Annotated in this window: 19 protein-coding genes; 11 read left to right on the top strand and 8 right to left on the bottom strand. The window is 64.7% G+C overall.

All coding sequences use genetic code 11. The features are described from left to right. The first annotated feature begins 21 nt into the window (after positions 1-21). The 4 genes from dapA to N2602_RS30330 are packed head-to-tail and all read left to right on the top strand — an operon-like array spanning position 22 to position 4,588. Complete coding sequence (dapA, locus tag N2602_RS30345) at positions 22-927, top strand: 4-hydroxy-tetrahydrodipicolinate synthase (protein WP_260380361.1); 906 nt, start codon at positions 22-24, stop codon at positions 925-927. Positions 928-939: 12 nt separating this feature from the next. Then, entirely contained in the window at positions 940-1,830 is an 891-nt protein-coding gene (locus tag N2602_RS30340; protein ID WP_172785873.1) for an IclR family transcriptional regulator, read from the top strand. A 6-nt stretch (positions 1,831-1,836) separates the two neighbouring features. Further along, on the top strand, positions 1,837-2,994 hold the full coding sequence (locus N2602_RS30335; protein ID WP_260380360.1) for an alpha-hydroxy acid oxidase: 1,158 nt from the start codon (positions 1,837-1,839) through the stop codon (positions 2,992-2,994). Positions 2,995-3,022: 28 nt separating this feature from the next. Next, a complete protein-coding gene (locus N2602_RS30330) occupies positions 3,023-4,588 on the top strand; it encodes an aldehyde dehydrogenase family protein (protein WP_260380359.1) in 1,566 nt (521 codons plus the stop codon). Between the two features lie 109 nt (positions 4,589-4,697). Here N2602_RS30330 and N2602_RS30325 read toward each other — a convergent pair whose 3' ends face one another. The 5 genes from N2602_RS30325 to N2602_RS30305 all read right to left on the bottom strand — a co-directional run bounded on the left by N2602_RS30325 (position 4,698) and on the right by N2602_RS30305 (position 11,267). Further along, positions 4,698-5,798: an alkene reductase gene (locus tag N2602_RS30325; protein WP_260380358.1), complete on the bottom strand. Its 1,101-nt coding sequence runs from the start codon at positions 5,796-5,798 to the stop codon at positions 4,698-4,700. Between the two features lie 179 nt (positions 5,799-5,977). Continuing rightward, positions 5,978-6,481 (bottom strand): DUF1993 family protein, encoded by a 504-nt coding sequence (locus tag N2602_RS30320; protein WP_260380357.1) that lies wholly within the window; start codon positions 6,479-6,481, stop codon positions 5,978-5,980. 108 nt (positions 6,482-6,589) lie between these two features. Continuing rightward, on the bottom strand, positions 6,590-7,891 hold the full coding sequence (locus N2602_RS30315) for a lytic murein transglycosylase (protein WP_260380356.1): 1,302 nt from the start codon (positions 7,889-7,891) through the stop codon (positions 6,590-6,592). A gap of 92 nt (positions 7,892-7,983) precedes the next feature. Beyond that, positions 7,984-9,924, bottom strand: a complete 1,941-nt coding sequence (locus N2602_RS30310; RefSeq protein WP_260380355.1) for a glycosyltransferase — start codon at positions 9,922-9,924, stop codon at positions 7,984-7,986. Further along, complete coding sequence (locus N2602_RS30305; RefSeq protein ID WP_260380354.1) at positions 9,921-11,267, bottom strand: HlyD family secretion protein; 1,347 nt, start codon at positions 11,265-11,267, stop codon at positions 9,921-9,923. Before N2602_RS30305 ends, N2602_RS30310 begins: the two co-directional genes overlap by 4 nt. A gap of 289 nt (positions 11,268-11,556) precedes the next feature. Between N2602_RS30305 and htpX the strand changes: the two genes are divergently transcribed. From htpX to N2602_RS38820, 3 genes are all read left to right on the top strand, one after another. Then, positions 11,557-12,504, top strand: coding sequence for a zinc metalloprotease HtpX (gene htpX, locus N2602_RS30300; RefSeq protein WP_260380353.1), 948 nt, complete (start codon positions 11,557-11,559; stop codon positions 12,502-12,504). 137 nt (positions 12,505-12,641) lie between these two features. Continuing rightward, the gene (locus tag N2602_RS30295; RefSeq protein WP_212259037.1) at positions 12,642-13,283 is read left to right on the top strand and encodes a tetratricopeptide repeat protein; all 642 of its coding nucleotides are present in this window, start codon (positions 12,642-12,644) and stop codon (positions 13,281-13,283) included. 296 nt (positions 13,284-13,579) lie between these two features. Further along, positions 13,580-13,972, top strand: coding sequence for a DUF3551 domain-containing protein (locus N2602_RS38820; protein ID WP_212259038.1), 393 nt, complete (start codon positions 13,580-13,582; stop codon positions 13,970-13,972). Between the two features lie 314 nt (positions 13,973-14,286). On the opposite strand, the gene N2602_RS30285 is transcribed toward N2602_RS38820, so the two are convergent. Both N2602_RS30285 and N2602_RS30280 read right to left on the bottom strand, forming a co-directional pair. Then, positions 14,287-14,637 (bottom strand): hypothetical protein, encoded by a 351-nt coding sequence (locus N2602_RS30285; RefSeq protein WP_260380352.1) that lies wholly within the window; start codon positions 14,635-14,637, stop codon positions 14,287-14,289. Between the two features lie 164 nt (positions 14,638-14,801). Next, a complete protein-coding gene (locus tag N2602_RS30280; RefSeq protein ID WP_260380351.1) occupies positions 14,802-15,602 on the bottom strand; it encodes a hypothetical protein in 801 nt (266 codons plus the stop codon). Between the two features lie 232 nt (positions 15,603-15,834). On the opposite strand from N2602_RS30280, the gene N2602_RS30275 reads away from it, so the two are divergent. Beyond that, positions 15,835-16,128, top strand: coding sequence for an antibiotic biosynthesis monooxygenase (locus tag N2602_RS30275; RefSeq protein ID WP_018648871.1), 294 nt, complete (start codon positions 15,835-15,837; stop codon positions 16,126-16,128). Positions 16,129-16,267: 139 nt separating this feature from the next. On the opposite strand, the gene N2602_RS30270 is transcribed toward N2602_RS30275, so the two are convergent. Next, positions 16,268-17,713 carry a short-chain fatty acyl-CoA regulator family protein gene (locus N2602_RS30270; RefSeq protein ID WP_260380350.1) on the bottom strand — a complete coding sequence of 482 codons (1,446 nt, stop codon included), beginning with the start codon at positions 17,711-17,713 and terminating at the stop codon, positions 16,268-16,270. 227 nt (positions 17,714-17,940) lie between these two features. Here N2602_RS30270 and N2602_RS30265 point away from each other — a divergent pair, with 227 nt between their 5' ends. From N2602_RS30265 to N2602_RS30255, 3 genes are all read left to right on the top strand, one after another. Beyond that, positions 17,941-19,575, top strand: a complete 1,635-nt coding sequence (locus tag N2602_RS30265) for an isocitrate lyase (RefSeq protein ID WP_260380349.1) — start codon at positions 17,941-17,943, stop codon at positions 19,573-19,575. Between the two features lie 71 nt (positions 19,576-19,646). Further along, positions 19,647-19,859 carry a hypothetical protein gene (locus tag N2602_RS30260; RefSeq protein WP_024341447.1) on the top strand — a complete coding sequence of 71 codons (213 nt, stop codon included), beginning with the start codon at positions 19,647-19,649 and terminating at the stop codon, positions 19,857-19,859. Positions 19,860-20,065: 206 nt separating this feature from the next. After that, a complete protein-coding gene (locus N2602_RS30255) occupies positions 20,066-20,620 on the top strand; it encodes a hypothetical protein (protein ID WP_260380348.1) in 555 nt (184 codons plus the stop codon). Positions 20,621-20,656: the final 36 nt, after the last annotated feature.

Here is a 20,656-nt window from a genome sequence, read left to right as displayed (position 1 = left end):
CCAACCAGAGGTTCTCAAGTCATGCTCACTGCCAATCGTCTCCGCGGCCTGTTCCCGGCCATTCCGACCCCGGTCAAGGCCGACGACACCATCGAAGCCGCCGCGGTCTCTTCCATGTTCACCTGGCTCAACAAGCAGGGTATCGACGGCGTGGTGCCGCTCGGCGGCACAGGCGAATACGGTGCGCTGGCTAGATCCGAGCGGATCAAGATGGCCGGTCTGTCGGCGAAGGCGATGGCCGGCAAGGGACCCGTCATCGCAGGCGTGCTCGACACCGGCTTCCACGATGCCTTGCAGGCGGGCCGTGAATTCGCAGCCGAGGGCGTGGACGGCCTGCTGGTTCTTACGCCATATTATACCAACCCGACTCAGGCGGGCGTTCGCGACTATTTCCTGCGCTATGCCGATGCCTCGCCGGTGCCGATCCTGATCTACGAGATTCCCTATCGCACCCGGATCGCGATCGAGCCCAAGATCCTGCATGAGCTCTCCAGGCATCCCAACATCATCGGCATGAAGGCCTGCAATCTCGACATGTATCATTTCCTTCAGGTCGTGGCCGGCGTCGACGAGAGCTTTGCGGTGCTGAGCGGCGAAGACAGCCTCTTTCCGCTGCATCTCGCCGCGGGCGCCAGGGGCGGCATCATCGTGACCGCGTGCCTGTTGCCGCGCGCCTGGCGTCAGATCTTCGAGACGGCGACTGCAGGCAAGACGGCGGAGGCCCTGAGCCTGCATCGCCGCCTGATTCCACTGATGAACATGGCGTTCGCCGAGACCAATCCGGGACCGATGAAGGCCGTGATGGACATGGTCGGCGTCGAAGCACCGCGGATGCTGGCGCCGCTGGTGCAGCCGGCGCCAGCCCTGGTCGCCGCCTTGCGTGCCGAGCTCGGCCGGCAGCTGGCGATCTCGGAGGGCATCGCATGAGAGGATGGCAGCATGGCGCGTAGCAGCCGCGTGAGCGGCGGCCGGCCTGCGAAGGCAAAGGCCGCCAAGGTAGGCGACAAGACAAGCGCAAAGTCCGCGGCGAAGGCGACTGACAAGGCGGACGAGCCGCGCTCGTCTCTGTTCGTCGGCTCGACCGAGAAGGCGTTCCAGGTTCTGCATGCCTTCGATGGGCCACGGCGCTTCATGACACTTGCCGATATCGCGCGGGCCGCCAATCTCGATCGCAGCGCTACGCAGCGCCTGGTCTACACGCTGGAATCGCTCGGCTATCTCAAGCGGGTTGAGGGCACGCGCAACTACGGGCTGACGTCGAAGGTGCTGCAGTTCTCCCACAGCTATCTCAAGGCCAACGAGCTCATCGACAAGGCCTCGCCCTATCTTCTCGAGATCAGCCGCAATCTTGGCGAGACCTGTAACCTGCATGAACTGGACGGCCACGAGGTCGTGTTCGTGGCGCGCTTTCCCGGCCAGCACCTCATCCATATCGACTTCGTGATCGGAAGCCGGCTTCCGGCCTATTTCACGGCTTCCGGCATAGCCATCCTGGCGGCTCTTCCTGAGGCAGAGCAACAGGAGCTCTTGAAGCGTACGCGGCTTGAGCCACTCACGCCTTACACGATTACGGATCCGGATAAGCTCATGAAGCAGGTGCACCTCGCCGCCAAGCGCGGCTATTCGATCCAGATCAACCAAAGCGTCATGGGCGATATTTCCGTTGCGGCGCCGATCATCGACGAGCACGGACGGGCCATCGCCGCGGTCAACATCTCCGTCCCCACGACGCGATGGACCACGGAGCGTGTCGAAGCCGAACTCGTTCAGCATGTTCACGTTGCCGCAACCTCGATCTCGAAGTCCAAGTTCAAGCGCTACGCGGCCTGAACGCCGATGCCGATGCTCCTCAATTCCAGCGACTATCGCCGCCGAGCGCGACGGTTCCTCCCGCGCGGCTTGTTCGAGTACATTGATCGCGGCTCGGAGGACGAAACGGCATTGACGCGCCTGCGGGCCTCGCTTGACGCCATTACCCTGCTGCCCGCGGTACTGACGGGGCGCGACCGGCGCGATCTCGACACGGTGTTGTTCGGCCGAAGGCTCGCCGGGCCCCTCGTCGTCGCGCCAACTGCGCTCGCCGGACTTGTTTCGCATGATGGGGAGACGAAGCTTGCCCGCGCGGCCTCGCGCGTCGGCATTCCCGTCTGCATCTCGACGCAATCGGTGACAACCGTGGAGACGATCCGGCGCGGCGCGCCGGATGCGCTGCTCTGGTTCCAGCTCTATGTCTGGCGCGATCGCGCCCTGACCGCGCGCCTCCTGGAGCGGGCGAGCGCCTGCGGCTGCGACAACCTGCTCGTCACGGTCGATACGCCGGTCTCGCCGAAGCGGGAGTATAATGAACGCAACGGTTTCGGTATTCCTTTCAAACCGCGGCTGCGCAGCATGCTCGACGTGTCACTGCATCCGAGTTGGCTGTTCGGGGTTCTGGCGCGCTATTTGGTGAGCGAGGGCATGCCGACCTACGGCCATTATCCGGAAGCGTTCCGCACCGCCATCACCCGCGCTGACATTGCCGAGTCGGTCCGGATCGAGCCGCGGCTGAGCTGGGATGACATGTGCTGGCTGCGCGAGATCTGGCCGGGCAAGCTCACCATCAAGGGCGTGCTTGCGGTGGAGGACGCCGAAAGGGCAGTCGAGATCGGCGCCGACGGCGTCGTGGTTTCGGTCCATGGCGGCCGCAATCTCGACTGTCTGCCGGCTCCTGCGGACTGCATTCCGGCGATTGTCGGCGCCGTGAAGGGGCGTCTGACGATTCTGGCCGACAGCGGCGTCCGGCGCGGCACCGACGTCCTGAAGTATCTGGCGCTGGGCGCGGAAGCTGTGCTTCTCGGCCGCTTGCCGCTGTGGGGGCTTGCATCCGGGGGAGAGGCGGGCGCCGAAGCCATCCTGCGCATGGTCCTGCGCGAGATGGATACCGCCATGGCTTTCCTGGGAGCGCATTGCGTTCCGGCCTTGCGGAATGGGCGCGCGAGTGAGCTACGGAACTAAGTTCAACTGCAACATTTGGAAAACCGCCATGTCCGTCAAATCAGCACCGCAGACGCATACCGCCAATGTCGATCTTGCCGGCGAAGTCGACAGGCTTCTCGCCGAGCTCGGCGTCAAGCGCTCCGACTATACGGAGGGCGCCATCGTCGTTCGTACGCCGATCACGGGCGGGATCATTGGCCGCGTCATGGAGATCGGCGCAGCCGAAGCTGCCGGCGTGATCGAACAGGCGCACGCGGCGTACCTCGGCTGGCGACTGGTGCCGCCACCCAAGCGAGGGGAGCTCGTGCGGCTGTTCGGCGAGGAGCTTCGCGCCCGCAAGGAGGCTTTGGGCCGACTGGTGTCGATCGAGGTCGGCAAGATCGTCTCCGAAGGCCTTGGCGAGGTTCAGGAGATGATCGACATCTGCGATTTCGCGGTCGGCCTGTCGCGGCAGCTCTACGGACTGACGATCGCAACCGAGCGCGGCGAGCATCGCATGATGGAAAGCTGGCATCCGCTTGGCGTCACCGGCATCATCTCTGCGTTCAATTTTCCGGTCGCTGTGTGGGCCTGGAACGCAGCCCTGGCGCTGGTGTGCGGCAACAGCCTCGTCTGGAAGCCGTCCGAGAAAACACCGCTGACTGCGCTTGCGACCCACGCCCTTTTTGAGCGTGCGGTCAAACGCTTCAACGAGGCTGGCGGGGATGCGCCGCAGGGGCTCGCGGTGGTGCTGTTCGGCGGCCGTGAGATCGGCGAGGCGCTCGTCGACCATGCGAAGGTGCCTCTGGTCTCGGCAACCGGGTCTACAGCAATGGGACGCGCGGTCGGTCCGCGGCTCGCCAGCCGGTTCGCCCGGGCGTTGCTCGAGCTCGGCGGCAACAATGCGGCGATCGTCGCGCCGACGGCCGACCTCGACCTCACGCTGCGTGGCGTTGCCTTTGCCGCGATGGGAACGGCGGGACAGCGTTGCACGACGTTGCGTCGCCTGTTCGTCCACGAGAGCATCTACGACAGCTTTGTGCCGCGCCTGAAGCGGGCCTATGCGTCCGTCACCGTCGGCTCTCCGCTGGAAGGCGGTAACCTGGTTGGTCCGCTGATCGACGGCGCGGCCTATCACGCGATGCAGCGTGCGCTCGAGGCTGCGAGCGCTGCCGGAGGTCAGGTCCAAGGTGGCGAACGCATTGCCATCGAAGGGGCCGCCGACGCTTACTATGTCCGCCCGGCGCTGGTCGAGATCGCGGCGCAGACCGGACCGGTTGTGCACGAGACCTTCGCGCCGATCCTCTACGTGATGAAATATCGCGATTTCGACGCCGTGCTCGAGTTGCACAACGCCGTTCCGCAGGGGCTGTCGTCGTCCATCTTCACCAATGATCTGCGCGAAGCGGAAACATTCTTGTCGGCGCGTGGCTCTGATTGCGGCATTGCCAACGTCAATATCGGCCCATCCGGCGCGGAGATCGGAGGCGCCTTCGGCGGCGAGAAGGAGACCGGCGGCGGACGCGAGTCCGGATCCGACGCGTGGAAAACCTATATGCGGCGAGCGACCAACACCATCAATTACGGCCGCACGCTCCCGCTGGCTCAAGGCGTCAAGTTCGACGTGGTATGACCGGTCCAAAAGTGCGTCTGGCGCGCATACGCATCGCCCTGCGGCTATGCGAGGCCGGCGCGTACTGTCATGCCCCGCGTTCGCGGGGCATGACAGTGATTGCGTGGGCCTACTCCGCCGGCTCGGCCGCCAGCGTCGGGTAATCCGTATACCCCTTGGCGCCGCCGCCGTAGAAAGTATTCTTGTCCCAGTCGTTCAGCGTCGCCCCCTGCTTCAGCCGCTCGACCAGGTCGGGGTTGGAGATGAACGGCTTGCCGAAGGCGATCAGGTCGGCGGCGTTGGCGGCCAGCACCTTGTTTGCGAGCTCGAAATCGTAGCCATTGTTGGCGACGTAGGCACCACTGAAGCGCTTGCGCAACGACGCATAGTCGAACGGCGCGACGTCGCGCGGCCCGCCGGTGGCGCCTTCGACCACATGAAGATAGACCAGCTTCAGCGCGCTGAGGCCGTCGACGATGTGATCGTACAGGGCCTGCGGGTTGGAATCCGAGATGTCGTTGGCCGGCGTCACCGGCGAGATGCGGATGCCGGTACGATCGGCGCCGGCCTCGGCGACGACCGCCTTGGAGACCTCCAGCATCAGCTTCGCGCGGTTCTCGATCGAGCCGCCATAGGCGTCTAGGCGCTTGTTGGTGCCGTCCTTGGCGAACTGCTCGAGCAGATAGCCGTTGGCGCCGTGGATCTCGACCCCGTCGAAGCCGGCTTCCAGCGCATTCTTCGTGGCGCGCTTGAAGTCGTCGATGATTGCAGGGATTTCGGAGAGCTCGAGCGCGCGCGGCTCGGAGACGTCGGCGAAGCCGCCGTTGACGAAGGTCTTGCCCTTGGCGCGGATCGCGCTCGGTGCCACCGGAGCTGCGCCATTCGCCTGGAGATCGACATGCGAGATGCGGCCGACATGCCAGAGCTGGATGAAGATCTTGCCGCCGCGTTCATGCACTTTGTCGGTGACCTTGCGCCAGCCAGCGACCTGCTCCTTGCTATAGATGCCGGGTGTGTCCTGGTAGCCCTGACCTTGTTGCGAGACCTGGCTCGCCTCGGTGATCAGGAGGCCCGCGGACGCGCGCTGGGCGTAATAATCGGCGGCGAGCGGACCGGGCACGAAGCTGCCGGGTACGGCGCGATTACGCGTCAGCGGCGCCATGACGAGGCGGTTGGCCAGCGTGATCGGGCCGAGCTTGTAGGTCTCAAACAATTTGGTCGAACGGCTCATGGGAATGCTTCCAGGCGGTGAGAGGTCTCGAACACTTGTGCATCGCGACATCAGGCGCAAGGGATGAGCCATACGGAAAGTGCAGGCGAGCTACGCGGCAGGGCGCGCGTAGCATAATTCATGTGCAATTTCGGCGGCGACAGCGGATTTCCGCTGTCGCGGCCGTGCGATTTCACAAATCAGTTCGCGCCCATGAAATCGCGCTTGCCGATCTCGACGCCGTTATGACGCAAGATGCCGTGGGCTGTCGCGGCGTGGAAATAGAGGTTCGGCAGCGAGAACGAGCTCAGGAATTGCTGTCCCGTCATGGTGATGGTCTTGCCGGGGCCGACCGGAAAGGTGACGTCCCTGGCTTCGGCGCCCTCAAACTGCTCAGGCTTGAAGGATTTGACGTAGTCGATCGTCTTCGCCAGCCGCTGCTTCAACTCCGCAAAGCTCGTTTCGGTGTCGGGCGTCGAGGGGACCTCGCTTTGCGTCAGCCGCGCGCAGCCTCTGGTCGGATAGTCGCTGACCAGCTGGATCTGCCGCGACAGCGGCAGCATGTCCGGGAAGAGGCGCGAGCCGAGCAGGACGCTGGGATCGATCTTCCTGGCCGCGCAATGCGCCTCAGCCTTGGTGAGCAGCCCGGTCACGCTGTTCAGCATTTGCAAATAGGCGGGAACGACGGCGTCGTAGAAGGACATGTGATGCTCTCTTCAATGAGGGAAAACTCAGGAGGAAACCTGAGCCACTCACATGGGAGCCTCATGGAATAATACAATCGTGGAAACGGCTTGTGCGGTGCGAAAATTCTACCGCACCGTCGCCTGTGGCTGGGCCTGCACCGTGCCGCCGCGCATGCGCGCGAGCAGCTCGGCGGTCGGCCAGGAATCCGCTGGCAGGCCGTATTTGACCTGCATCGCTTTCACCGCGGCGCGGCTCTGCTGTCCCAGCACACCGTCGACCTTGCCGACGTTGAAGCCGGCGCGCACCAGCAGCTGCTGCAATTCCTTGAGCTCGTTGAATGGCAGTTGCGCGACCGGCGCCGCCGGCTTGCGCATCGGCGCCGCTCCGGCGATGCGCGAGGCGAGATAGCCCGCGGTGGTCGAATAGATCAGCGAGTTGTTCCACTCGGTGTAGGCGGCGAAATTCGGATAGGCCATGAAGGCCGGCCCGAAGCGTCCCATCGGCAGCAGCACGGACGCTGCCAGATTGTCGTTCGGCAAGGGGCGGCCGTCGGAATAAGTGACGCCCAGTTGCGCCCATGTCGAGCGCGGCTCGCGCACGGTAAGATCGGTCTTCTCCCACGGCAGGTTCGGCGGCACCTTGATCTCCTCCAGCCACGGCTCGCCGCGCCGCCATTTCAGTCCGTTTGCGATGTAGTTCGCGGTCGAGCCGATCACGTCGGCTGGCGAGCGCAACAGGTCGCGGCGTCCGTCGCCGTCATAGTCGACGGCGTAGTTGACGTAGTGCACCGGCAGGAATTGGGTCTGGCCGAGCTCGCCGGCCCAGGAGCCGATCATCTCCTCGGGATGCAGATCGCCGCGGTCGATGATCTTCAGCGCCGCGATGGTCTCATTCACGAACATCTCCGAGCGGCGGCAATCATAGGCCAGCGACACCAGCGATTTCAGCGTCGGCAGGTTGCCCATGTTGGCGCCGAAATCGCTCTCGAGGCCCCAGAACGCGGCGATCACGGCGGGCGGCACGCCATATTCCTTCTCCGCGCGTGCGAACGCCGCGGCGTATTGCTTGATGTGCTGCTGCCCGTTCTGCATGCGATAGGGCGCGGCCATCCGGCCGGCGAATTCGGTGAAGAGCTGGCCGAACACGCGCTGGCCGCGGTCGCGGTTGACGATGCCCTGGTCGTAGACGAGATAGGGCGATGTGTCCGCGATCGTCCGCTGCGACACGCCGGCGGCGATGGCCTGCTGCTTCACGTCGGCGAGGAAGCGATCGAAGCTCGCGCCGTTATGGCAGGAGGCCGCGCGCGGCGACGGCGCACTGGGCTTGGGCGCCGCGGGTCTTGCGGGCGGCGGCGCGAACTGGGCAGAGGCGGTGGCGGAGCATGCGAGGAGCGCGACGGCCGCGATCGCAAATCGGGTCTGGAGCATGGGGGTTCCGGCGGGGAGGGCAGGCGTGGATTCGCCCGAAGTCTAAAGCATGATCCGGAAAAGTGCGAAGCGGTTTTCCGAGAAGATCATGCCTATCCAAACAGCCGCATCAGCAGCGCCTTGCCGACCGGGAGCGCTTTGACGCCCTGATAGGCGCGCACATATTCGCCGGCATAAAACGCCCTGATCGCGTGCACGCGCGTGTCCAGGCCCTCCTCGAACCGCACCGCGAATCCGTCCGTCGTCCGCCGCACTACCATCGCCGCGATCGCGCGGCCATAGATCCGGCATTCGATCGTGCTGCCGGGCCTCGGCGGATCGGGATCGATCAGGCGGGCCCCGGTGATGGAGATGTCGGCGAGCCGCGCGAGATGGGACCTGCCATCCTGGCGCAAAAGGACCGGTTCATTGCGATTGAACCGCTCCGCCTTGCGCTTGCGCGGCTGCTCGATGCAGACGAAGCAGACCACGGTGAGAATGAGCGCGTTGTAGAGGCTCCAGGCCAGCGCCAATCCGCCATAGGCGATGTTCTCGCCGTGCAGGTGCAGGATGAAGGCGTAAGCGATGGCCGCAAGCGTGATGAGGAGGGCGGTGCCATAGAGACGCAGCAACGGCCATTCGACGAAGCGCCTGTCGCGGTCGCCGCCTTTCGCGGTGACCTTGAACTTGTGTCCCTTCGGCTTCAACAGGCCGGTCGCAACCGCCTTGAGCACGGCGGGCGCCGCGATGAGCTGCGAGACATCCGTCATCATGGCGAGCGAACGGCCATGCGACAGCCAGGCCATGGTGAGACTGTTCCAGACATAGAACGGCAGAAAGATGCGCAATAGCTCGGCCAGGTCGGCCCGGACAGCCTTGATGCCGAACAGCAGGAACAGCCAGGGCACCACAAGGCCGGCCACCTTCGAGGTGTAGACCGCGGCCCAGCTCATGAAGGCGTCGACCAGCGAGAGCCGGTCGATGAAGGCAAGCTTCGACTTCCGCGAGAGCGGTCCGCTGCGGCCGCGTACGATCTGCATCAAGCCGAGGCACCAGCGCGCGCGCTGGGTGATGTATTCCTTCAGGCCTTCGGGCGCGAGCCCGATCGTCAGGCGCTCGTTGAGATAGATCGTGTTGAGGCCGCATTCCTTCAGGCGCAGGGTGACGAGGTAGTCTTCGGTCACCGAGTCGGTCGGAAATCCGCCGATCTGCACCAGCCCGGCGTAGCGAATGAGGGATGAGGTGCCGCAGCAAAACGCGACGCTCCACGCATCCTTCGCCGGCATGAGGATGTCAAAGAAGAATCGTTGCTCGTCGGGCCAGACGTCAGTCGCGGCAAGATTGGTCTGGATCGGGTCGGGATTGATGAAGTGCTGCGGCGTCTGCACCACCCCGACCGACGCATCGTCCATGAGCGAGATGGTGCGCGCCAGGAAGTCCGGCCGCGGCACGAAGTCCGCATCGAGAATGGCGACGAACTCCGGCCGCTCCGGCAGCGCGCCGACATGCTTGAGTGCGTGGTTGATATTGCCCGCCTTGGCGTGCCGGTTGTCCGGCCGCGTCAGATAATGGCATCCGAGCTCGCCCGACAGGCGCCGCAGCCAGGGCCGTCTTCCGTCGTCGAGCACCCAGACGCGATAGTTGCCGTAGTCCATACCGGTCGCGCCGATGATCGTGCGCTCGAGGATCGATCGTTCCTCGTTGTAGGTGCAGATGAAGACATCGATCAATGGTGCGCGCGGGTCGGTGGCGCGGTCGTCGATCCTCGCCGCGCCGGTGCGGTCGCGCGTCCGGCTCAGGAACAACAGCGATAGCGCGACCGCGACCAGCGAGGCCGCCTCCAGCAGCATGAAAGGGTAACCGATCACGGCGTCGACAGTCAGATGCGGTGGCGGGAGCGTCGACGTGACACGCCAATGAAGATAGCGCAGCAGCAACGCCACCGATACGACGGCCAGGAACGAGCGCGCCATCGTGCTGTCGCGCCTGAGCAGCGGCACGATCGCCATGAACGCGCCGAGCGCAATCATGCCGGGCGTCAGCGCCGTCGTCACGGCGTGGTCTCGTGCCGGGCGAACACGACGCGGCCAGTGCGTCCGACGGTGCAGGCGCGGGCGGCGGCATCGCGTGATGCCACGGTCACGCGATAGGGCTCCTTGCTCAGCGCATCCGGATTGATCGCGAGATTGGCGGGCGCGCCGGCGGCGCCGGTCAGATTGACCACGCTGCCGGAGATCGGCTCGCCGCCATCATTCGGCTCGAAGGTGGCGCGATCGCCGAGCTGCAAGCGGTTGTAGACGTTCTCGGTGACATTGGCGGTGATGACGGCGCCGCTGCAGTCGAGCACTTTGAGCAGGGGCTGACCGGCCTGCACGTCCTCGCCCGGCGAGGTCATCATCTCCCAGACCGGTCCTGCGACGGGTGTCGTGATGTTGGCTTCGGACAGATCGGCGAAGCGGACCTCTTCCACGATGATCTCGTTGGCGAGCCAGGCGATCTCAGTGTCGGTGCGTGCAAGATCGGCCTCGAGGTCGCCGGCGCGCTGGCGCATCTCTTCCTCGCGCTGCACCGAGCTTGGCCGGTCGTTGTAGCTGTCGCCGAGGAAGGAGCCGTTCTGTGCCGCGGCAAGCTCGACCTTGGCCGCGTCCAGCCGCTTGCGCGCGCCGAGCTCGGTCTGTTGCGAGACCGAAAGCTCGCGCGTCAGGCGCGCCAGCTCGACCGTCGAGACATTGCCGGATTTCGCCAGCGAGGAGGCGCGCTCGACAGCGGCGCTGGCCTCGTCCCGCCGCGCGGCCGCCGCCTCGATCGAGGTCTGGATCTCCGCAATGCGCGCCTCGAGCTGGAGCACGCGCCCCTCGCGGAATTGGGTGGCCTGCCGCGCAAGATCCTTTTGTGCGGCCTTCGCCGAGGCAAGCTTGGCGGCAAGGCTCGGCCGCTCGTTTTCAAGGCGCGCTTTCTGCCGCCGGAGATCGTCGAGCCGGGTCCGATCGCTGCGCGAGTTCACGACGCGCAGAACCACGGTTCCGGCTTCGAGCTTGGCCTGGTCGCTGAAGCGCTGAGCAGCCGCCACACGGCCGCCGATCGGCGTGCGCAAGGTGACGAGGCGGGAATTCAGCACCGCCTCGACGCTCGAATGCTCCCAGATCGCGCGCAGCGGCAGCCAGCCGAACACGGCGATGATGGCGAGCCCGATGGCAATCTTGGCCCCGCGCCGCAGATACAGCCGGCGGCGTTCTGGTTCCGGCGCAGTCTGCCCATCGGATTGGTGGCCGGCTTCGTCGTGGGCGAACAGCTGCTCGTGCAGTGCCTCCTGCAAGCCCTTCGCGTCAGTCTTGCTCTCGTTAGGGGAGGGAGTGGATGTAGGGTCGACGGAAGCGGCGCGTGAGCGGTCCATCATGACGGTCACCTTGCTGACGAGATGCCAACGGAACCGGTCAATGCACAAAACCGTGCGACGTGCCCGGTTACCGCGGATTAAGCCAACCCCGCGCTTTCCAGGTTGCTAAGTCTCCACGTGTGTTTTTGCACAAATCCCCGTCAAGGTTTAGCGGGAGTGGAAAGGCTGGCCGCACCTGCAATGGATCTGCGGCCCGGCGACGCACGAACCTTGCGGTCGTCGGCGGCATTCATACTTCGGGGGAGCCGGCCAGAGGCTCGCGCCCGCGGCCGCTCCAGGAGAGACGGCCATGAACTATCTTCGTACCGCAATGCTGCTCGCAGGCCTGACCGCCCTGTTCATGGGCGTCGGCTATCTGATCGGCGGCGCCTCGGGCGCCATGATCGCGCTCGTCATTGCCGCCGCAACCAATCTCTTCACCTACTGGAACTCCGACCGCATGGTGCTGTCGATGTACGGCGCTCATGAGGTCGATCGTTCGACCGCGCCGGAGCTGGTCGGCCTCGTCGCCGAGCTTGCCAGCCGTGCCGGCCTGCCGATGCCGCGCGTGTTCGTAATGGATGAGGTCCAGCCCAACGCGTTCGCAACCGGCCGTAATCCGGAAAACGCCGCGGTCGCCGTCACCACCGGTCTGATCAACCAGCTCAGCCGCGAGGAGCTCGCCGGCGTGATCGCGCACGAGCTCGCGCACATCAAGCATCACGACACGCTGCTGATGACTATTACCGCGACCATTGCCGGCGCGATCTCGATGCTCGCCCAGTTCGGCATGTTTTTCGGCGGCCACCGCGACAACAACAACGGTCCGGGCATCATCGGCTCGATCCTGTTGATGATCCTCGCTCCGCTCGGCGCCATGCTGGTGCAGATGGCGATCAGCCGTACCCGCGAATATGCCGCCGACAATCTCGGCGCGCGCATCGTCGGACAGCCCATGTGGCTGGCCTCCGCGCTGGTGAAGATCGAGGGTGCCGCGCACCAGGTGCCGAACGTCGAGGCTGAGCGAAACCCTGCGACCGCGCACATGTTCATCATCAATCCGCTGTCGGGTCATGGCGTGGACAATCTGTTCGCCACCCACCCCTCGACGCAGAACCGCGTCGCCGCGCTCCAGCAACTCGCGGCCGAGCTCGGCGCGCGTGCGGCGCCGTCGGTCGGCGCCAACGAGAACTATCCGCCGCGCGGTCCCTGGGGCCGCTCCTCTTCACGCGGATCTTCACGTGGTCCTTGGGGCTGACGGAACCGGCAAGGATTTGCGGCTGGCTTTGTGATCTGGCGCACACAGGGGCGTCCCCGACCGGTGTTAACACCTTCGAGGTGACCATTCCTTCGAAAGGGGATGCGTGGCCGGCCTGCTGCCGGCCACCGTCGAAGATGACCAGATTTGCCGTACCATTGCTGATCGTCCTTTGCGTGCTCGTCGGCTTGTCCACGCACATGGTCGTCAATTGCGGCGACGAGGACGATCCCGACATCTGCTCGGCCGTGATCGGCTTCTCGCCGTTGCGCGGCTCGCTGATCGCTTTCGCCTATGCGGGGCGCGGGCGGATCGCGCTGCGTCACGGCGACTTCAGGCGGGCGATCGCCGATTTCGACCAAGCCATCCACCTCAATCCCAACCGCGCTTCGCTCTATCGCGACCGGGCGCTGGCGCGCCGGCAGAACGGCGACCTCGAGCTTGCCATTGCCGATTACGACGAGGCGATCGCGCATGATCCCAAGCTCGCCGCACCCTATCACCAGCGCGGTCTCGCGCTTGCCGCCACCGGCGATCTCGACCGCGCCATCCTGAGCTACAGCACGGCCGTCCGCCTCGATCCCTCCGATGCGCAGGCCCGTCTCGATCGCGGCCTTGCGTTCCTCGCCCGCGGCCAGGCCGACGACGCTCGCGCCGATTTCGAGGCCGCGCTGGCGCTGCCCGCCGGCAAGGACGCTCACGCGCGAGAGGCCGCGCGCGCCAAGCTCGCGGAACTCGCCAGCGCCGAGCCGACACAGGTTGCCGCGCCGCGAAGGTGAGGGGAGTCTCTCCGCGACCCCGGAATCGTAGTAGGGTGGGCGAAGGCGCACTTCGCGCCGTGCCCACGATTGTTTCAATACGACAACAGATGCGTGGGCACGCTTCGCTTTGCCCACCCTACGATGCGTCTGTAGGACAGGTGGCTTGCCGTATAGCGGCGCGACAGGTGAGAGATGCGAGAGCACGTCTGTCGGCTGCCCGCTGCGCGCATGAACCAACTAGGCTAATATGAGTTGGATCTCTACTGTCCGGGGCCAGAGTGCATCCGTGTCGTACGCGCTTGGAGGAGCTTCCAATGTGCAAATGGGCTTTGACGATTTTGACCGTGGGTATCGCCCTGACAGCGGGAGACGCTCGGGCTCAAAGATATGACCCGGCTTTTCCCGTTTGCTTGAACGTGGTTTCTCGCGGAATGACCCCTTACTACCGATGCAGCTTCACGACGATGGACCAATGCAGGGCATCGGCAAACGGTCAGATGTGCGTCCTCAATCCGTATTACGCCGGTGCGGCAGCCAGAGGGAACTCTCGGCGTCATCATCGCCAGACCTACGCGCCACCGAGGCCGCCGATCCAGTACCGGGCTGCACCCTATAACCAGTTCAATGAACCCTATTATGGAGCGTCCCAAGGCTACGCGCCTGGTGAGAAACAGCGATTTCTCGATAGCTTGAGGCGATACATGTGAGGATGTCGCTCGACTGTGTTCGAGCAGCACATGCTAAAGCATGATCCGGAAAAGTGTGCAGCGGTTTTCCGAAAAGATCATGCTCAATCAATAGCCTAAAGCGCGATGACGATTCATCCTAATCGCATCGCGCGTTAGGGCGGGAGGAATCGTTGGAGATCGCGACCGACCGATTGCGGCGGCGGGCACGCGGGAGCGTGTCGCAAACGCGCAACGCGGCGATCCGATCAAGCCGGAGCTGAAAAGGCGACAGGCCGGCGAGCCTCCAGATCGCCAATCCCGCGGCGGCGATCGGGGAGGCGCAACGACAACGACTACGTCTTCTTTTTCGCTTTCGCTTTCTTTGCGGCCTTCTTCGCCGGCTTCTCGTCCTTTGCCTTCTTCTCCGCCTTCACAGTAACAGGCGTGCTGGCGGCCAGGCGCATCGATCGCGCGTAGCTGTCGGCGACGTTGTCGGCGGACATCTGCAGGCGCTTGGCGGCCGCATTGGCCTGCTCCATGGTGGCCTTAGCCATCATCTTGAAGCGCTCGCCGGTCTCCTTGCCCTTGGCCTTGGCCGCAAGGCTGTTGAAGCGATCCCGCCGCTCCTTGGCACGGGTCATCAGGCCCGTATGCAGCTGTCTGGCCAGTTGCCGGATCACGACATCCAGGTCGGCGTCCGCCATGTTCTCTCATCCCCTTCGAAAAACGCTATCGATGCGGGCGGGACTATGCAGATCGGACCCCGCCTTGGCAATTCCCGGCGGTGCGTCATCCGCAGCTTCCGGCGTGCGAAACAAAAAAGCCGCGCTGTTCGCGCGGCTCTTTGGCTTGGCTTGGCGCCTTCCGCTCACTTGAGCGAGGCGACCGGGCCGTTCGAGGCTGCCGGCTCGGGGTCGAAACCGAACACGCCGACCAGGTATTTGTAATAGTCCGGCATCTTCTCCTTGAGCGCCTCGCGCGACTTCGGATCGTGGAATTCGCTTTTGCCGGCCAGGAAGATGCTGGCGGTCACCGCAAAGAATTCCATGGGATTCTTCATCGCATAGGATTCCTTGGGCAGGAGATCCTTGGACTTGGCCAGGGCGTAATAGGCGATCACGCCCTTGTTGGCGTAGCCGTCGGGCAGCAGCCGCGCGTGATAGGCATGCAGCAGCTCGTGCAGCAGCACGGCCTCCTTCTCGTAGCGCATCATGTCGGGCCGCAGCATGATCACGCCGAGCCCGGAATCGACCGCGAGGTCGACGGCATTCGGATTGGTCCAGCGCTGCTTGGCAGGATCCCACACCGTCAGCGTCCGCGGCACGCGGCGCTCGACGTTGGGGGCGACGCGGCCGTAGCAGGCGGTTGCGGCGCCTTCATCGAGGCAGGCGAGCTCGCTCGCGATGATCGGCACGGTGCGGAAGAAGCGCAGCACGCGGGGCGACAGGCCGGCCGCTTCGACGGCGTCGATCTGCTGCTTCAGATTGTCCGTGAGCTTGTCGACGTCCTTGCGGTCGGAATTCTCCGACAGGTCGAACATGTAGCCGCGATAGCTCTGGAAGCCCGGCGGCAGCGACTGCGCCGCGTCGGCATCGAGCGACCCGGCACGGGACGGATTGGCGAACAGCGCGCCGACGATGGTTGCGGTCAGCAGCAACGCAATGCGCATGATGAACCCCCTGATGTCACTTCGCCCGGCAGATTAGGCCGCCCTTGTTTGCGAAAAGTGAGTGCGGCGAGACTAAGGCGCCGATGTTGAGGCGTGCTTAACCGTTGGTTGCAGATCGCGGAGATGGATTAGGAGAGGATTAACCAAGCGTGGATCGGCGGCACAGTTCGGCGTAACATCCGCATCCGGGCAACAGGCCCGGAAGTCCAGACAGCCGGAAGGGGAGGATGCCATGTATGCCGCCATCCGTCAGGCCAAGGCGAAAAGCGGGAGTGCGGAAGAGCTGACGCGCCGCATCAAGGACGGCGCCGTTCCCATCATCAGCGACGTCGAGGGTTTCCGCGCCTATTACGTCGTCTATGCCGGCGACGACACGGTCACCGCGATCTCGATCTTCGACAAGTTCGAGCAGGCCGAGGAGGCGAACAAGCGCGCCATCGCCTGGATCGAGAAGGATCTCGGCCCGCTGCTCGCCGGCGACGCGCGCGCCGTGGCGGGGCCGGTGATCGTGCATACGCTGGCGTGACTTCGCGTCATTGCGAGGAGCCCGCGACAAAATTGCGAAGCAATTTTGCGCAGGCGACGAAGCAATCCAGGCTGTCACGGCGGAGACAGTCTGGATTGCTTCGCTTCGCTCGCAATGACGAGGAGGCAGCTGCGCCCCCTCACAACTCCCGCGCATTCGAGAACGCAAAGCTCGACACCCGCCGCGTCGTCTCGTCCAGAATCAACGTGCGCGTGATCGGCGGCTCGGCGCGCTGGGCGCAGTTCTCACGCTCGCAGAGGCGGCAGTTGACGCCGATCGGGGTGCCCTCGGCCTTCTCCAGGTCCATGCCGGTGGCGTAGGTCAGGCGCGCGGCGTGGCGGATCTCGCAGCCGAGGCCGATGGCGAAGCGCGGCTGCGGCAGCGGATGCGGCGCGACGGGGCGGCGCACCATCTGCGCGATCGAGAAATAGCGCGTGCCGTCGGGCAGCTCGATCACCTGCTTGAGCAGGCGATCCGGCGTGTCGAAGGTCGAGTGCACGTTCCAGAGCGGACATGTGCCGCCGAATTTCGAGAACGGGAACGTGCCGGAGGAGAAACGCTTGGAGACGTTGCCGGCATTGTCGACGCGCAAGAGGAAGAACGGAATGCCGCGCGCGTTCGGCCGCTGCAGCGTGGTGAGGCGGTGGCAGACCTGCTCGAAGCCGGAATTGAAGCGCTGTGCCAGCACGTGGATGTCGTAGTTCAGCGCTTCGGCGGCCGCGAGGAACGCCGGGTAGGGCATCATCACGGCGGCCGCGAAATAATTGCCGAGGGTGATGCGGAACAGCCGGCGGGGCGCATCGTCCAGCGGGCCGGCACGGCCGATGATGGTCTCCAGGGCCTGCGCGCATTCCCCCAAGCCCAGCTGGAAGGCGAGCTGGAATGCGCGGCCGGGCGGATCGACCAGCTCCGAGATCAGCAGCTGCCGGCGGTGGCGGTCGAAGCGGCGGAGCGTCTCGCGCATCACGTCGACCGGCATGATGCGGGTCTGGATCGAGTGCTTCTCACGCAAGCGCGCGACCAGCGCCGCATACAGCCCCTCGGCGGGCACGTTCAGCTCGTCGCGCAGATTTTCCGCGGCCTGCTCCAGCTCCGGAAAATAGTTGCGGTTGGCCTCGATCAGCTCGCGCACGCGCTCGACCGGATTGGCTTCAAAGCGCGTGCCGACGTCGCGGTCGGCCATCTGCGCCGCCGCCAGCGTCTCGCCCTGGCGCGCCTCGGTATAGGCCGCGTAGAGCCGCTGCAGCGCATGGGTGACGCCCGGGCAGAGCTCGGCGAGGTCGCGCAGCTCCTGCTTGGGCACGTCGATCTGCCGGAACAAGGGATCGGAGAAGATCTCATTCAGCTCGGCGAAGAAGCGGTCTTCGTCGGCGGTGGCGAGGTCGCGCAAGTCGAGGTCGTAGGTCTCGGCCAGCCGCAGCAGGATCTGCGCCGTGACGGGGCGCTGGTTCCGCTCGATCAGGTTGATATAGCTCGGCGAGATCCCGAGCCCCTCGGCGATCTGGGTCTGCGACAGCCCCAATTGCTGCCGGATCCGCCGGAAGCGCGGGCCGACGAAGAGTTTCTTGCCGGACTCGGCGGGCATGTCTCAATCTCCAGGCTCATCAAAGGTCAGGACCGCTGACCTAAACTTTTACAAGTTTTACAAAATAACATCTATTACACGTTCAGATGTTACATGACATCACCAATAAAAAACAAGCCATCTGTACGAACTTTGTCTTTTCGCGTTTAGCTCCTGACACGCATCTCGCAATGCATTGTCAAGAATGTCGATGGCCAGCCATCGGTCGTCAGCGAAAGGATAGGCACATGAATTACCAGCCCCGCGGCATCAACGCGCTCCAGCGCCCGGCCTCGTATCAGGACGAGATCAAGGCGGCCCAGGCGCTCCTCGAGACCAAGCCGACCTGGAACGGGGTGTCCGCCGAGGCGGTCGCACGCATGCGCCTGCAGAACCGTTTCAAGACCGGCCTCGACATCGCCCGCTACACCGCGGCGCTGATGCGGGCCGACATGGCGGCCTATGACAACGATCCGACCAAGTACACGCAGTCGCTTGGGTGCTGGCACGGCTTCATCGCCCAGCAGAAGCTGATCTCGGTCAAGAAGCACTTCGGCGGCAAGACCGACCGCACCTATCTGTATCTCTCGGGCTGGATGATCGCGGCGCTGCGCTCCGAGTTCGGTCCGCTGCCCGATCAGTCGATGCACGAGAAGACCTCGGTGCCGGCGCTGATCGAGGAGCTCTACACCTTCCTGCGTCAGGCCGATTCGCGCGAGCTCAACGACATCTTCCGTCTGCTCGACAAGGCGCGCAAGGAAGGCGACAAGGCCCGCGAGAAGGAGCTGATCGAGAAGATCGACAACTTCCAGACCCACGTCGTCCCCGTCATCGCCGACATCGATGCCGGCTTCGGCAACGCCGAGGCGACCTATCTGCTTGCCAAGAAGATGATCGAGGCGGGTGCCTGCGCGCTGCAGATCGAGAACCAGGTCTCCGACGAGAAGCAGTGCGGCCACCAGGACGGCAAGGTCACCGTGCCGCATGACGTCTTCCTGGCGAAGATCCGCGCCTGCCGCCACGCCTTCCTCGAGCTCGGCGTCGAAGACGGCATCGTCGTGACCCGCACCGACTCGCTCGGCGCCGGCCTGACGCAGCAGATCGCGGTCAGCCACAAGCCCGGCGACATCGGCGACCAGTACAACAGCTTCCTCGATTGCGAGGAAATCACCGCGGAGAACGCCAAGAACGGCGACGTCATCATCAACCGCAACGGCAAGTTGATGCGCCCGAAGCGGCTGCCCTCCAACCTCTACCAGTTCCGTCCCGGCACCGGTGCAGACCGCTGCGTGCTCGATTGCATCACCTCGCTGCAGAACGGCGCCGACCTGCTCTGGATCGAGACCGAGAAGCCGCATATCGAGCAGATCGCCAGCATGGTCGACCGCATCCGCAAGGTCGTGCCGAACGCCAAGCTCGCCTATAACAACTCGCCGTCGTTCAACTGGACGCTCAACTTCCGTTGGCAGGTCTACGACGCGATGAAGGAAGCGGGCCAGGACGTCAGCAAGTACAACCGTGCCGAGCTGATGAAGGCGGAGTACGACGACACGCCGCTGGCGAAGGAAGCCGACGAGCGCATCCGCACCTTCCAGGCGGATTCGGCCAAGCGCGCCGGCATCTTCCACCACCTGATCACGTTGCCGACCTATCACACGGCGGCGCTCTCGACCGACAATCTCGCCCGCGAGTATTTCGGCGAGCAGGGCATGCTCGGCTACGTCAAGAACGTCCAGCGCGCCGAGATCCGTCAGGGCATCGCCTGCGTGAAGCACCAGAACATGGCCGGCTCCGACATCGGTGACGACCACAAGGAGTACTTCGCGGGCGAAGCTGCCCTGAAGGCGGGCGGCGCCCACAACACGATGAACCAGTTCGGCTAACGGCGGATCGGACCGGTCTGGAAGCCAGGTTGGAGTCCAGGCCGGTCACGCACCTCAACAGGAGACTGACAATGACCAAAGGCAGCAATTTCTGGGTGATCGGCGGCGAGTTCGGCTCGATGAACTTCCACAAGCTCGTCGAAGGCTCGGCCCAGGTCAAAGGTCCGTTCAAGACCCGCAAGGAAGCCGAGGACTGCTGGCGCGAGGTATCGGAAGAGAGCCGCCACAAGGCCGGCGTCCGCTTCTCGATCGTTGAAGAGCCGCAGCGCGCCCCGGCAGCCTGATCGGCAGCTGCCGAGCTGAAACAATCTGAAACAAGAAGACGTCCAAGGACGGATGGTCCCATCCAGGCCTCAAGCCTGGGTGGGATCGTCTGCTTTTGGCACAGGCGAAACGGCTGTGGGCGCCGTAAGTCTCTGGAATTGTGGGCCTTTGCGGAGGGTTTGGTTGCTGATAGGTTAATCGGGATAAGTCGAGGACGAGGCCGACAATGTCAGAGCCCGAGACCAGCGGGACCCATCCCGGCCAGCCGCGCCCGGTGCGGCTGCGCGATGCGTTGCTGCGCGCGCGGATTGAGGCGGCCGACCGGACCGGCGTCGTCGTCGATTTGCGCGACGCCGAGGTGGCGCGGCTCGAGATCCTCAACGACGCGCTCGATCCCCTGTTCGCGCAGGTGCCCGATCAGATCGACCTGTTCGACCGCGGCATCAGCCAGGGCGATACGCCGCGGCTCTGGATCGACGTCGTCGCCCACATCGTGATGGGCCGCGACAAGCGGATGTACCGATTCGTCCAGGACACCCGCTTCGGCCGCATCGTGCTCGCCGAATCGCACGACACCGCAATGATCGTCGAGGCCGTCATCGACTATGTCGCGCGCCGCATGATCGAGCGCGAGCGTGCGATGGTGATCGCGCCCGAACCGCAGGCCCCGGCCGCCGCGCCGCCGCGCCGCTCGCGCCTCTGGCCGTTCGTGTTCGGCTTCGTGCTCGGCGCTGCCGCGTTGTTCGGGCTCGCAGTGCTCGCGGTCTTGCGGAACTGGTGAGGCTCTCTCCGCCGTCATTCCGGGGCATGCGCAGCA

Origin of the sequence: Bradyrhizobium sp. NC92 (assembly GCF_025200865.1) — a bacterium.
GTDB lineage: Bacteria > Pseudomonadota > Alphaproteobacteria > Rhizobiales > Xanthobacteraceae > Bradyrhizobium.
The sequence above is the reverse complement of the archived record's forward strand: the minus strand, read 5'-3'. Positions and strand labels throughout refer to the sequence as shown.